This is a genomic window from Gammaproteobacteria bacterium (assembly GCA_022340215.1).
Taxonomy (GTDB): domain Bacteria; phylum Pseudomonadota; class Gammaproteobacteria; order JAJDOJ01; family JAJDOJ01; genus JAJDOJ01.
The window spans coordinates 1-13279 of sequence record JAJDOJ010000270.1 but is presented as its reverse complement, the minus strand read 5'-3'; the positions used below and the strand labels follow the sequence as shown (position 1 = coordinate 13279).

At 59.4% G+C, this 13279-nt stretch carries 13 protein-coding genes and 1 tRNA gene; 6 read left to right on the top strand and 8 right to left on the bottom strand.

What is annotated here, in order from left to right; genetic code table 11:
* Positions 1-394: 394 nt before the first annotated feature.
* The 3 genes from LJE91_18320 to ppk2 all read right to left on the bottom strand — a co-directional run bounded on the left by LJE91_18320 (position 395) and on the right by ppk2 (position 2464).
* Complete coding sequence (locus tag LJE91_18320; GenBank protein ID MCG6870609.1) at positions 395-868, bottom strand: hypothetical protein; 474 nt, start codon at positions 866-868, stop codon at positions 395-397.
* A gap of 199 nt (positions 869-1067) precedes the next feature.
* On the bottom strand, positions 1068-1538 hold the full coding sequence (locus LJE91_18315) for a DUF2269 domain-containing protein (protein MCG6870608.1): 471 nt from the start codon (positions 1536-1538) through the stop codon (positions 1068-1070).
* A 77-nt stretch (positions 1539-1615) separates the two neighbouring features.
* On the bottom strand, positions 1616-2464 hold the full coding sequence (gene ppk2 / locus LJE91_18310; GenBank protein MCG6870607.1) for a polyphosphate kinase 2: 849 nt from the start codon (positions 2462-2464) through the stop codon (positions 1616-1618).
* Between the two features lie 643 nt (positions 2465-3107).
* Here ppk2 and LJE91_18305 point away from each other — a divergent pair.
* Complete coding sequence (locus LJE91_18305; protein ID MCG6870606.1) at positions 3108-3407, top strand: hypothetical protein; 300 nt, start codon at positions 3108-3110, stop codon at positions 3405-3407.
* A 76-nt stretch (positions 3408-3483) separates the two neighbouring features.
* Here LJE91_18305 and LJE91_18300 read toward each other — a convergent pair whose 3' ends face one another.
* Entirely contained in the window at positions 3484-4386 is a 903-nt protein-coding gene (locus LJE91_18300; protein ID MCG6870605.1) for a 5'-nucleotidase, read from the bottom strand.
* Positions 4387-4579: 193 nt separating this feature from the next.
* Here LJE91_18300 and LJE91_18295 point away from each other — a divergent pair, with 193 nt between their 5' ends.
* From LJE91_18295 to LJE91_18285, 3 genes are all read left to right on the top strand, one after another.
* Positions 4580-4801 carry a hypothetical protein gene (locus tag LJE91_18295; protein MCG6870604.1) on the top strand — a complete coding sequence of 74 codons (222 nt, stop codon included), beginning with the start codon at positions 4580-4582 and terminating at the stop codon, positions 4799-4801.
* Positions 4802-5521: 720 nt separating this feature from the next.
* Positions 5522-7504 carry an SLC13 family permease gene (locus tag LJE91_18290; GenBank protein MCG6870603.1) on the top strand — a complete coding sequence of 661 codons (1983 nt, stop codon included), beginning with the start codon at positions 5522-5524 and terminating at the stop codon, positions 7502-7504.
* Positions 7505-7516: 12 nt separating this feature from the next.
* The gene (locus tag LJE91_18285; protein MCG6870602.1) at positions 7517-8872 is read left to right on the top strand and encodes an ArsB/NhaD family transporter; all 1356 of its coding nucleotides are present in this window, start codon (positions 7517-7519) and stop codon (positions 8870-8872) included.
* 946 nt (positions 8873-9818) lie between these two features.
* On the opposite strand, the gene LJE91_18280 is transcribed toward LJE91_18285, so the two are convergent.
* Positions 9819-10217 carry an SCP-2 sterol transfer family protein gene (locus LJE91_18280; GenBank protein MCG6870601.1) on the bottom strand — a complete coding sequence of 133 codons (399 nt, stop codon included), beginning with the start codon at positions 10215-10217 and terminating at the stop codon, positions 9819-9821.
* Between the two features lie 176 nt (positions 10218-10393).
* Positions 10394-10481: transfer RNA gene (locus tag LJE91_18275), tRNA-Ser, on the bottom strand.
* Positions 10482-10632: 151 nt separating this feature from the next.
* Here LJE91_18275 and LJE91_18270 point away from each other — a divergent pair.
* Positions 10633-11310 carry a Bax inhibitor-1/YccA family protein gene (locus LJE91_18270; GenBank protein MCG6870600.1) on the top strand — a complete coding sequence of 226 codons (678 nt, stop codon included), beginning with the start codon at positions 10633-10635 and terminating at the stop codon, positions 11308-11310.
* Between the two features lie 106 nt (positions 11311-11416).
* Complete coding sequence (locus LJE91_18265; protein MCG6870599.1) at positions 11417-12268, top strand: class I SAM-dependent methyltransferase; 852 nt, start codon at positions 11417-11419, stop codon at positions 12266-12268.
* A 15-nt stretch (positions 12269-12283) separates the two neighbouring features.
* Here LJE91_18265 and LJE91_18260 read toward each other — a convergent pair whose 3' ends face one another.
* Together LJE91_18260 and LJE91_18255 are read right to left on the bottom strand one after the other, a co-directional pair.
* Positions 12284-12766 (bottom strand): YajQ family cyclic di-GMP-binding protein, encoded by a 483-nt coding sequence (locus tag LJE91_18260; protein MCG6870598.1) that lies wholly within the window; start codon positions 12764-12766, stop codon positions 12284-12286.
* 258 nt (positions 12767-13024) lie between these two features.
* Positions 13025-13210, bottom strand: coding sequence for a hypothetical protein (locus tag LJE91_18255; GenBank protein MCG6870597.1), 186 nt, complete (start codon positions 13208-13210; stop codon positions 13025-13027).
* Positions 13211-13279: the final 69 nt, after the last annotated feature.

Below are 13279 nucleotides of genomic sequence, written 5' to 3'. Positions count from 1 at the left end.
GGGGCGGGTCGCTGTCGTAACCCCGACGCCGCAGCGGCGAGGCTGAGCGGGTCGCGACGACGGTCTGTCCGGGCCCGCCTTGCAACCGGTCGCCGTAATTAAAAGGAAATCGACCTTGCCACCTCCCATCCAGAATTTGTCCAACAGTTGGATGAGGCGGTTTTCGAACCCGATATGGAATCGTCCGTCGAGCTTGTCAAGCCATTACCCGAAGGGTGGGGAAACAGCTTTGCGTCCCTGATCCGCGACACGGCTTTGACGGTCGCGGGCAGTCAGAAACCCTCAAATCGACGACCATGGCCTCTCACCCATCTTTGTCGCACCGCCTTGTCACCACGGCGCCACGACAAAGATGGGCTAAATACACCCGATCTGACGGCCTACCTGGATCGATCTACGGCCTGTTTACCGTCAGTACGTAGCGATAGGACTTGCCGGTTTCGCTGTTCCGCTGTCCGTTGAAGCGAATTTCGCCGCTGATACCGGACCAGCGTCCCGAACCGCCGACCACCATCGCCCTTGCGCCATCACCTGTGTCGGATCCCTTCAGGTCCAGGGTACTCTCGCCCTCCTTCTCCCGGAAGGTGCAATAGAAGTCGGAACGACTTTTGTGCTGATCGCCCACCAGCCCCATGGCGAAACAGACCGTATCGAAGACGATCTGCGGTTCGGTATCCAGCGTCGCCTCGCCGTCACTCCGTGCAACGACAACCTTGTCACCATTGGAGAGATTCATCACCATCTCCTGTCCCTGACTATGCCCCTCACCCTGATAGACGACCGATTCAGCGCCCGCGACGCGGGCGGTCAGGAGGGAGCAGACAGCAAGGAGGAAGGTGGTACACCGAGGCCGCGGCCGGTCTGTCATGACATGGTCTCCCGCCTTCACGCGGTTGCTTTGGATGAGTATCTTCACCGGTTGGCGTTACAGCGAAATGTACGTCGATTGACGTGAGCGATCCGGGCGTTGAGGCGGCAGCATGGCGCACATGATATGTATCAAGAGCGCGAATGACGCCCGATTCAGATACGTATGCAGCATCGGGATTGCCGATGCGGCATCGATTTCAGACGGGCTTCGCCACCATAATATACAGGTTCGCCATTGGCAGCAGGGTCGCGATGATACCGAACGCCCCCCAGATGCGCCCGAGCGTCCAGTAGCGGGCTGGAATCGCGCCACCCTGGGAGAATTGCTCGGCCATGCGGGATTGCACGATCTGCAGCGGAATCAAAATGAACACCCAGATCGCGCCGGAGCCAATCAGCAGATACCATCCCCACCGAATCCAGTCGATGTCGGCGATGGGCCCGAAACGGGTCGCCATGAAATGCCCCGTGACCACGAGTATGGCAGCTCCGGTGACGGTGAAGACATAGTCGGTCATCGAAATCAGGCGCTGACCGAAGGCCACAACTACCGGTTCTCGAGTCCGGTTGGCCATCAGTTTCCACACCGCCGAGACGATGATGTTTCCTAGAAACAGCATCGCGCCGAAGATGTGCACCACCTTCAGCAGTATAAAATTTTCATCCATTCTTCAGAAATCCCGTCCTTGTCAGATTGCGCGCGGCGCCGTCCCGATGCGGGTCTTTCACGCCCATAGGAACCCAGTCAGGCATCAGACAGATGTATCTCCGGATCGAATGGATGTTCGTCCTTTTCGTAGATGCGCGATGCGGGTCCGACGATCTTCGGGTCAGGCTTGCCGATGAGGCTTACGTCCTTGTCTGAATAATCCAATTTATTAAGAAAATATCTCATACAATTGATTCTAGCACGTTTTTTATCGTCAGACTTTATCACTGTCCAGGGTGCATCGGCAGTGTCCGTATAGAAAAACATGGACTCCTTCGCCTTAGTATAGTCTTCCCACTTGGCCAGCGATTCGATGTCGATCGGGCTGAGTTTCCATTGCTTGAGGGGATCGAGTTTTCTGGAATGGAACCGCCTTAGCTGCTCGTACCGGCTGACTGAGAACCAGAACTTGAATAGGGTGATCCCGCTGTTCACCAACATTCTCTCGATTTGTGGCGTCTGCCGCAGGAACTCGAGATACTCGGTGGGCGAACAAAATCCCATCACACGTTCAACTCCCGTGCGGTTGTACCAGGAACGGTCGAAGAACACGATCTCTCCCCGCGTCGGGAGGTTCTGGATGTAGCGCTGAAAATACCACTGCCCCTGTTCCCGTTCATTGGGTTTCTCGAGTGCAACGACGTGGGCGGCACGAGGGTTCAAGTGCTCCATGAATCGCTTGATCGTGCCGCCCTTTCCAGCGGCATCCCGGCCTTCGAAGATACCGACGATCCGCTGACCGGACATCTTCACCCAGTTCTGGACCTTCAGCAGCTCGGCCTGCAGCTCGACCTTGATCGCCATGTACTCAGTGGTGCGCATCTTGGACGGATACGGGTAGTCTCCGTTGTCGTAACTGGTCCTCAGAGAATCGGAATTGGACATTACCCGGTCGGTGCTCATTAACTCATGAGGATCCAGGAGCTTTTCTGCGGATTTCGGGCGCCTCGCCGCCTTACCCGTCGCCTTAGACTTCGCTTTTCCGGTGCGGGACCGTGCTTTCGGGTCCCCGTCGTCCTCCCGGGTTCCCTGAACAGACTCATCGCCGGGGTCCTGGGTCGCCCCGGTGGGTTGCTTTTGCTCTGCAATCGTTTCCACTGCGGCTCTCCCGCTAGTCAGTTCCGCCGACCGAATCGTTGCTCCGGCCAGCAATCGCGCGATTCGATCATATCCTTGGCGGGCAATCTACCCCGCGTCAGGACGCGAATCAACAATACCCTGCCTCTCTGCCGGCCATTCCAGTGGCATGTTTCCTCGACCCGAAAGATAACATGTCGCTGATTCAGGTCAGATTATCGGGAATGTGAACCCGTTCCGCGGGGGCATGTCATACTTTCGGCCTTCGCTCAAGAAAAACGATTCATGCCTCCAGACGCCCCGGGGCAGGATCTTCCGACTGACACCGGTGCTGGCACTGCATATGGCGACCGGCTGCGTGACTGTGCCCGAAGAGATGTCAGTTCGTACTGAATCCGACGGGGTCCACCTACAGGCTACCGGTGCGCGGGGATGTCTCACCTGGGATTCGATGGGACACCCAACGGCGGAACCCGGCTCCGGCAAGCAAAAGCAAGATTCCCTTGGGGCGCAGTTCACCCTGATCGATTGGAACATGCGCAAGGGGCGAAGGGGCGGCTGGGCCGACGACCTGGTCACCCACCGTGGCAGCGGCGACCTGATCGTGCTCCAGGGGAGCGTACCTCACCGACGAACTGCGAGAACTGCTGGTACGCGAAAACTACCGCTGGAAACTCGCCACGGCGTTTCGCCTGAGGGAGATCGACGCCGTGGCGCCCGGTACCTGCAGGGTCTCGAATATGTAGGGTGAGATCCAGAAGATGCCCTCGTCCTCACTCGATGTCGTAAAGCGGCTGATCTCCGCAATTGAACGGTTGCGCCGGGTGCTATTCGTTGGCCACGCCGTGAGGCACGTGGCCGGTTGCGACGTGGTTGGCGGCAGACTCGCAGTGCTTGCGCTGGTCATCAAAGAAGATGTCAGCGCCGAAGGCCGCCAGGAATTCTCCTTTCGGCAGACCGCCCAGAAAAAACGCCTCGTCGATACGAATCTGCCACGCGCGCAATGTTTTGATGGCCCGTTCGTGAGCGGGGGCGGCACGCGCCGTCACCAATGCGGTCCGTATCGGAGAGGCATCCGGGGGATACTCAGACTGGATTCTGTGCAACGCCGCCAGCAGCTCGCGGAACGGGCCGCCAGGAAGGGGGTCGTTGGCGGCGAAACGTTCCCTGTGCGCGAAAGCCTCCAGCCCCTGCTCCTGGTAAACCCGCTCCGAATCGTCCGAGAACAGGACCGCGTCGCCGTCGAAGGCGATCTTAAGGGTATCCGACGGATTGGTGGTGGTCCTGGAGGGGATGATGGTCGCCGCGGCGTAACCCGCCTCCAGCGCCGCTCGCACGTCCCCGGCGTCGGCAGATAGAAACAGGTGCGCGGCGAAGGCACGGATATAGCGGTAAGGGCGCTCCCCGGAGGTAAACGCGGCGCGTGTCACCTCGATCCCGTGGTGCTGGATGGAATTGAACACGCGCAGTCCCGTATCGGCGCTGTTCCGGGACAGCAGTATGACCTCGACCAGCGGTTCCCCTGTGGTCTGGTGCCTCAGTGACAGCAGTTTCCTGACCAGGCCATAGGCGACCCCGGGCTGGAGCGCCGAGTCCTCGTGCTCGATCTGGTATCGGGAATAGGCATCGACCCCTTGAGTAGCGTACACGGCATGGCTTTGCTCGAGGTCGAAAAGCGCCCGTGAGGAGATCGCAACGACGAGTTTCTCGTCAAAATTGACGTGCGTCATCCCTTAATTCCTATATGTCGCAGCCACTTTGGGATAGTAGACGAAACTCACGGCTGACGCCTCATGGGTCGACGGTTCCCGGCAACACTGGGTTCCCCAATTCCCACACAAACCCTGCCTTGTATATTGCAACCCCTGGACTAGAGTCAGGTGTGTGAAAACGTTCCCCACCCAAATTCCGGAGGAATCCCTCATGTTGCACCGCATTTCCACATGCGATCCGATCACGGGACAAGAAATCGACGATCTTGAAGGAAAGCCCTACATCGTGGAATCCGGTAGTTCCGAGGATCTGGTGATTTACTTCGAGTCCGACGCCACAAAGCGGGAGTTTATGAATATCCCCGTTGAGCACCCGATCGACCACCACGTCAATCTGGACAATCCGACCGACATCATGTTCGACGAGGGATAGGTCTTCGGCCGGCCCCGACCCTAGGAGCCTGTCGGGTTTAGGAACAATCTACTGCGCTGATGGGAGAGCGGCCAAAAAATCCCCGATTCCTCGTTGCGTAGGCCCACTATGCGCCTCGAAATCGTGAACTTTTTGTCTCGCTCTCCCACCATGCTCGCTATGATCGCCTAAATCCGACAGGCTCCTAGATGGCTATCGTTGGAGGCCACCCACAGGCCTCCATCGTCCATGGGATTCACGCGGGTCCGCGTGGCCAGTGGTGAAGCCGGCAGGCACCTGTCCATGCGAGAAGGCTGTGCTGGATTCAGGTCCGAAGCCCCGGGCAGCCCCGCACGATTGACCAGCATACCGCGGCGCGCAGGTCGACCAACCGGCGAATCGCGCTGATCCACGACGACGCAGGTAACCTCCACAAGGAGCCCGAATCGCGTTCCACCGGATTCGAATCGGCGAGAATCTGTTAGACGACAACGCCGACCACAGGTCGATATACAATACTCATTCGCCTTTTCGGTCGCATCCCAGGATAATGCCGTCGTACTTGCTTTCACGGACGAGGCCTCCACCGGGCGACGTTCCCGGGTCCACGTGCCTCTGGTGCCAGTCGAGGACCGCTACCCCGCGGGCCCCACCAGACGCCACACCGCCTGACAAGGGCCTCCGTTGAATCGCCGTCGTCCGGGGATCCCGGACGACGAATGGCACCTATCGAGTGGAAGAATGAACACATTTGCAGACGAGGACCAGACTATCGCAAATCCGGGAATCGTGACCCGCAAACAGATTATCGCGGCGGTCATATTTGCCGCAATGGCCCTGTTCCTTTCCCGCGTCGTCCCCACGATCGAGATCGCCTGGGTGAGCGCGTTTCTCATGCTGACGATCTATCTGTTTGCGTTCGAGGTCGTTGGCGTCGACGTCGCGGCGATCACCGTCATGGTGCTTCTGGGGCTGACCTCGCTGTTCGCGCCCCTGATGGGTCTGGAGCACGGGCTCGTCGACAACCGCCACCTGTTCGACGGCTTCGGCTCAAACGCCGTGATCTCGATCATCGCGGTCATGATCATCGGCGCCGGCCTCGACAAGACCGGCATCATGAGCCAGGTCGCCACGTTCATCCTGAAGGTCGGCGGTACCACGGAAGCGCGGATCATTCCGATCATCTCCGTCACCGTGGGTTTCATTTCGTCCTTCATGCAGAACGTCGGGGCCGCGGCACTGTTCCTGCCAGTGGTGTCCAGGATCTCCGCCCGCTCCGGCCTGCCCATGTCGCGCCTGCTGATGCCGATGGGTTTCACCGCCATTCTGGGCGGTACCATGACCATGGTCGGGTCGAGCCCGCTCATCCTGTTGAACGACCTGATCCTGACCTCCAACAAGGCCCTGTCCGCCGACCAGCAGATGGATACCTGGGGGCTGTTCTCCGTGACCCCGGTCGGTGTCGTGTTGGTGACCGCGGGCATCGTCTACTTCGTGCTCGCCGGCCGCTTCGTGCTGCCCACCACCCGCATGGAGGGTGCCGAAGGGATCACCACCGAGCAGTATCTGCAGGAAACCTACGGCCTGCACTACTGCATGCAGGAAATGATTGTCCCGAAGGAAAGTGACCTGGTGGGCAAACCGCTGAACGACGTTGAACACAGTGACCACGTGCGCATCGTGGCACTGCAGCGGGGAGACGACCTTCGCATCGGCCGCGACAGCCTGGCGCGCGATGTCCCCATCGAGGCGAACAGCGCGGTCGGTATCGTCGCCACACCGGACCAATGCAGGGAATTTGGGCGCCGCTACGACCTTGAGGTCCACGAGGATTTCCAGGTCTTCGGCGACGCCCTCGCCCCCACGAAGTCCGGCATCGCGGAGGTCGTTGTTCCACCGGGATCGGACCTGATCGGAAAGAGCGCCCGCGACGTATGGATGCGCAAGACCTACGGACTGACCATGCTGGCGCTGCATCGCGGCGGCGAGACCATGCACAGGGGTGAAGACATCCGCAATCTCCCCCTGCAGGCCGGTGACACCATTGTAGGACACACGACATGGCTTTCGCTTTCCCGGCTCGCCATGGACCGGAAGTTCGTCGTGGTCACGACCGAGTATCCCCGCGAGGAGGGGCTGCGCCCCCACAAGGTGATCCCCGCCGCGGTATTTTTCGCCATCGCCCTTTTTCTGGTGCTGTTTACCGACATCCGTCTCTCGGTAGCCCTGCTGACGGGCGCGACCGGCATGGTGCTGTCGGGCGTGCTGAACATCGAGGAGGCCTACCAGGCGGTCAGCTGGAAAACGGTATTCCTGCTCGCCTCGCTCATCCCGCTGGGACTCGCGGTCGAGACGACCGGCACCGCGAAGTGGATCGCCGAACAGGTCCTGTTCGTCGTCGGGGACATGCCGGTCTGGGTGATCCAGTCGGCAGTTGCCCTGCTGGCCACCTTCTTCACCCTGGTCATGTCCAACGTGGGCGCGACGGTTCTGCTGGTCCCGCTGGCGGTGAACATCGCCATCGGCGCCGGTGCCAGTCCGGCCGTGTTCGCGCTGACCGTGGCAATCGCGACCTCGAATTCCTTCCTGATCCCCACCCACCAGGTCAACGCCCTGATCATGGGACCGGCCGGTTACCGGGTCCCGGACTTCATGCGGGCCGGCGGCATCATGACCGTTCTGTTTCTTGTCGTGATGATGATCATGATGAATCTGGTGTTCTGAAGAGAACGCACAATGCAAACACACCTTGTAACGGAAACGCTGACCTGGAACACCTCGATGGCGGTGTCCGCGGTCATCCTGATCGCCACCTTCTTCGGCATTTTCACCGAAGGGGTACATGGCTTTCACCGCACCAAGTTCGCCATGGGCGGCGCCGGGTTGATGGTGCTGGCCGGCCAGTATTTCGGCTTCTACAACCCGCAACTCGCGTTGGAGGCCATAGACTGGAATGTAGTATTCCTGCTCGGCGGAATGATGACCATCGTGGCCATCATGATCCCCACCGGCGGCTTCCAGTCCTTGGCCTACCGGATCGCCGATCTGAGCCGCGGCCGCCTGTACCTGCTGCTGGCCATGTTGGGTACGGCGGTGACGGTGATCTCACTGCTGCTGGACAATGTCACTACGGTGGTTATATTCGGTCCCCTGATCGTGCTCATCAGCCAAGCGCTCAAGGTCAGTCCTGTGCCCTTCCTGCTGGCCGCGGCCCTGCTTTCGGATACCGGCGGCGTGGCCACCCTGGTGGGTGACCCGCCCAACCTGATGATCGGCTCGGCTGCCGGCATCGACTTCAATACCTTCCTGATTCACATGGGGGGGATCGTCCTGGCGGCCTGGGTCGCAATTCTCATCGCCCAGAAGTGGTTGTTCCGCAAAGAACTGGCCAAGACCCCAGAGAAACAGGACTTCTCCGGCCGGGGCAAGATTAAGGATCGGCATACCTGGTACGCAGCGGTTGTGGTACTGGGGATCATGGTGGTGCTGTTCATCCTCCACCGCACCCTGGATTGGGAGCCCTGGTTCGTAACCGCTATCGGCCTGACCCTATTGGTGTTTCTTGCCCGTCAAACGGAGCTGGACAAGTCCTTCGAGGACGTGGAGATAAGCCTGCTGATGTTCTTTATCTCCCTGTTCGTGGTGGTCGGCGGCGTGGAGCAGAGCCACTTCCTGGAGTATATCGGCCAGTACATCCGCCCGTTCGTGGAGTCCGACCTCCTGCTGGCGTCAATCGCCCTGATGTGGATGGCGGCGATACTCTCCGCCTTGATCGACAACATCCCGTTCACCGCCGCCATGGTTCCGATCATACTTGGCATGGAGCAGCAGGGTATCAATGTCACGCCGCTGTGGTGGTCGCTGGCGATCGGCGTGGGCATGGGCGGCAACGGCACCCACCTGGGCTCAACCGCCAACGTTTTCATCGTGACCCTGTCCGAACGCCTGGCCAGGGACACGGGCGACGAAACGTTGCGCATCACTCCCGGGTTGTGGTTTCGGAAGGGCACGCCCGCCATGCTGATCACACTGGCGACATCAACCATCATTATGTGGCTGTTCTTCGATTTCTTTGCAACACCCCTACCTTGACAGGAGGACCGTCCTGCCATCCACCACTTACGACCACTGGGATCCTCCGCTTGCGGCTTTTTTGTTTCTGTCCCGCAGCCTTTTTCAGGTGTCTACAGACTTCGACTCGACGGCAACCACCTTCGTGCGGTCGTTCGGGGGTCATGCCAAATAGCGCCGGCAGGGAATGAAATCGCTAAAGTCGGGCGGCTACCATGCCGTTGAGGACCGCCCGGTATTCCACCGGCAGGTTGGAGGCCATTTCCAGCGCTGACGGTCCATAACAGCACGCCTGGAAGGGTGTACCGCACAAGGGGTAGTCGGTGTCGGTGGAAGATGCAGAACTCGCTGACTCCCGTTTCGTTCATCACGGAAGCACTGGCGGCACATTGATCCGGGAACCCAACCCCTCCGTAATGCTTAGGCGATTGCCGGAAAATGGCATACCAGATCGCGCCGGATTTTCGTTCGTCATCAAGGCGCGACATCAGGCGCATAGTCGAACTATGTCACTGCTGTCGCAACACAGAGGACGGACGAATAGACAAGCAGGATGGTATGTCATTTGACAGAAATCGCCTTAGTGGAATCACCGGTATCCGTGCCTGCAGGTCGGAATACTCGATACGGATCACGGTAGGCCCAAATAAATAGCGACAAAATGAATGTTTAGGGGTTAACGCCGATGGAGGGCTATGCCTATGGACGCGCAGCGAAACAGAATCATCGCGATGGTGGTGGCATTGATGGTCGCGATAGCGTTGGTGGCAATCTAGAACTACCCGCCCGGGCCCAATCAGCCGTTGTCTACCGCAGACACCGATTACCGGACCCGATGGGAGTGTCAACTCACCACCGACAACAGTATCTGTCACATCACAATCTGAATTACCAACAGCGATTCAGGGGCGGCTTCGGTGCCCGGCGCATTGCGCGCGCGGGCGCCGATTTCATGCGTCAACCACAATCAGGCGGCCTTTGCCATTGCGGAAAAACTCTTGATGAAGGGCCCCGCCATCCTGGGGTCCTTGATCATGGCGGTATAATCACCGACTTTGAACTTCAGCTTACGTGACGTATAGGCCATGCCCAGTGCCACCATCCCAGGTGGCTTGGTGATCCACTTCTCCCACTGCCCCTGACCGGCGCGAAGGTCCCAGTTCACCGCTCCACCGGAGTAGGAACCGGCTTCCACACCGCGACCGTTTTCCACCTTGATATAGCCCCTGGGCTCCTCTTCGTCATCCATGCCATACGCAATGACGGAACTGAACGAGATCTTTTCCAGCGCCCCGGTCAGCTCGGTATCGCCGTTCCACGCATTCATGAAGCTCTTCATCCAGTCTTCGGAAAACAATTCTGCCATTTCTGCTTTCTCCTGTCCTCTTTTAATTAGCGACTGTTATCAGAATTCCCGGTGGGAGTCGGTGATTCCCGTTCCGGCAGGTCGCCCCCCCAGGTTACCGGGCACAACAACGATTGACGTGGCAATCCACGCGGGTCTTGCAGATGATATGAGCCCCCTTTCGCCACCACTCCGAATGGCGGAGAGGGAGGGATTCGAACCCCCGGACGGTTGCCCGTCAACGGTTTTCAAGACCGCCGCTTTCGACCACTCAGCCACCTCTCCAATCAGGTCACCGACGCGCAAGGATACCGCAAGGCAGAAACCAAAAACAGCCCGGAAACCTTATCCGTACCGCGCTGTCCAAACTGGCCAAACACCGGCCATTCGGCTATCGTTACGCCTTTCGGGATCACATGGAGAACCCTTGATGAAAATGCAGCGCATAGACACCGCCCGAGTGGCGGCCGCACCGGCTATCCTGACTACGGAAGTTACCAACAAGGTCGTACGCAACACCTACCTGCTGCTGACGCTGACCCTCATCACCAGCGCCGTGGCGGCCGGCTTTGCCATGGTGACCGGGGCCCAACCCGTACACTGGCTCCTGATGCTGGCCGTGTTCATCGGCATGCCGTTCGTCATCAGCGCCGTCCGAAACACCGTCTGGGCCTTGCCGCTGACATTTCTCTTCACCGGCTTCATGGGCTACGTCCTGGGTCCGATCCTGACCCTTTATCTCGGTCTACCGAATGGCGGCCAGATCGTGCTTGCGGCGTTTGGAACCACCGCACTCATGTTTCTTGGGCTTTCGGCCTACGCGATCACGACCCGGAGGGACTTCAGCTTCATGGGCGGTTTCCTGATGGTCGGGATGATCGTCGTTCTGATCGCGATCGTCGCCAACATCTTTATGGAGATCCCCGCGCTGTCGCTGACCATCTCCGCGGCGGCCGTCATCCTGATGTCCGGTATGATCCTGTTCGATACCAGCCGCATGATCAACGGTGGAGAAACCAACTACGTCATGATGACGGTATCGCTGTTTGCCGACATCTACGTCATGTTCGTTCATCTGCTCAACCTGTTCGCGTTCCTGAGCGGCGAGAACTAGCGGAACGGGCGCGGGCCCCCGGCCGGCGGCCCGCGATGCGCATTCCTAAGCGAGAGCACCTTTCAGGCCCCGCACATGCGGGGCTTTTTCGCCCCGCGGTTCATACTTGGGCTGGGAGCTGAACGCCAGGAACATGGAATCGTCGGACACCCCGACAATCGCGGTCTGCGCCGAAGAAGAAGACTGTATCGATTCTGCAGAAAGTCTCGCCAACCGACTGCACCTGCCCTGCGTTCCCCGTGGCACCGGGACGTTCGACCTCTTTCTTCGTGTCGCGCCGGACACCCTGGCGCTGGAAAGTTGTCGGGAAAAGCCCCGGGTACAAGTGGTCGTGGACTTTGTTTCGGGAAGCGCCGGTTACCGCATCACTCGCGCGTTCGAGTCCCGCCAACCGCTGGCGCGGGCGCTCGGTTACCGCAGACAGGACCCTTACAACGTGGTCGATGCCACCGCCGGACTCGGCCGTGATGCGATGCTACTGGCCACGCTCGGTTGTCGCGTCACCATGCTGGAGCGGTCACCCGTTGTCTGCGCGCTGCTGGAGGACGGACTGCGGCGCGCAGCGAACAGCAATCTACTGAACCGGGTACTGCAAGAACGTGTCAGTCTACACTGCACCAATGCCCTAGGGTGGCTTACCGAGCGACGAGAATTAGGCCAGCGGGCGGATGCCATCTATCTCGACCCGATGTTTCCCGAGCGGACGAAGTCTTCCCTGGTCAGGAAGGAGATGCGAATTCTGAAAACCCTGCTGGGTGACGAACGGGGATCCGAAGCGCTGTTACGGGGGGCCCTGGACTGCGCCAGGGAGAGGGTGGTGGTAAAACGTCCCCCCGGTGCACCTCCCCTCGACGCGATGCCTCCCGATATCAGCTACTCCGGCAAACGGACGCGGTTCGATGTCTATCTCGTGCGTGGCTCCGTGCCTGCCACTCCCGGAAAAGAGGCAGGTGGTTGATGGATCCTCACACGTTCAATCCCTGAAGTTCTCGTACTGAAGCGGCAGTTCCACATCCTCCTCGCGCAGCATCGCGATGACCCGCTGCAGATCGTCGCGCTTCTTTCCGGAAACACGCAACTTCTCACCCTGGATCGCCGTCTGTACCTTGATCTTGGTGTCCTTGATCTTCCGGACCAGTTTGCCGGCCGTGTCCCGATCGATACCCTGACGCACGGTAACCCGCTGGCGTGCCGATTTGGAGACCTGCTCTACCGGTCCCTCCTCGAGACACTGTACATCCACACCCCTGGCCGCCAGCTTCCTGAGCAGCAGATCCATGACCTGTCTGATCTGAAACTCCGCTTCCGCCTTCAGGGTGAGCGTCTCGCCCTCGACCGAGACTTCCGCGCCGGTTCCCTTCAGATCGTAGCGGTTGGTGATCTCCCGGTTGGCCTGGTCGACGGCATTGTTCACTTCATGCATGTCGACTTCGGAAACAACATCAAACGATGGCATCGCTGGCACCTCACGGTGGGGATTCAAAAGTTCAAGACCAGGTGGATTCACGACGAACGAAACCACATGGCGTGGATTTCAGGCACAGGATATCCGCAAGCCATCACTACGGAAAGGGCGGATCGGGTGGTAGTCGGCAGACCAACCTGCCGACCCCTCACCGTTACCTCTGCGATTCGTTGGAGATAAACTCCAGAATCCTGTCAGTTGAAACCGGTCCTACCTGGAGCGCTAGCAGCTTTCCACCGGGTGAGAAAATCAGGAAAGTCGGCGTCCCGATGAGCGCCCGTCCGGTGAGACGTGCGTAGAGGGCCACCACAGATTCCGGCTCTCCGAGAGATGGCGATCGATGAACTCGAGGGCCTCGGCCCTCTTTTCCCGTCCATCCAGTGAGATGCCAAGTACGATGGCATTGTTGTCCGCGTGCTCGTCGTGAAACAACATTGCATACCGGGCAATCCGAAGCCCAGATCATGACCACGGTCCATCTCCCGTGACCGATGTAGTCTTCGA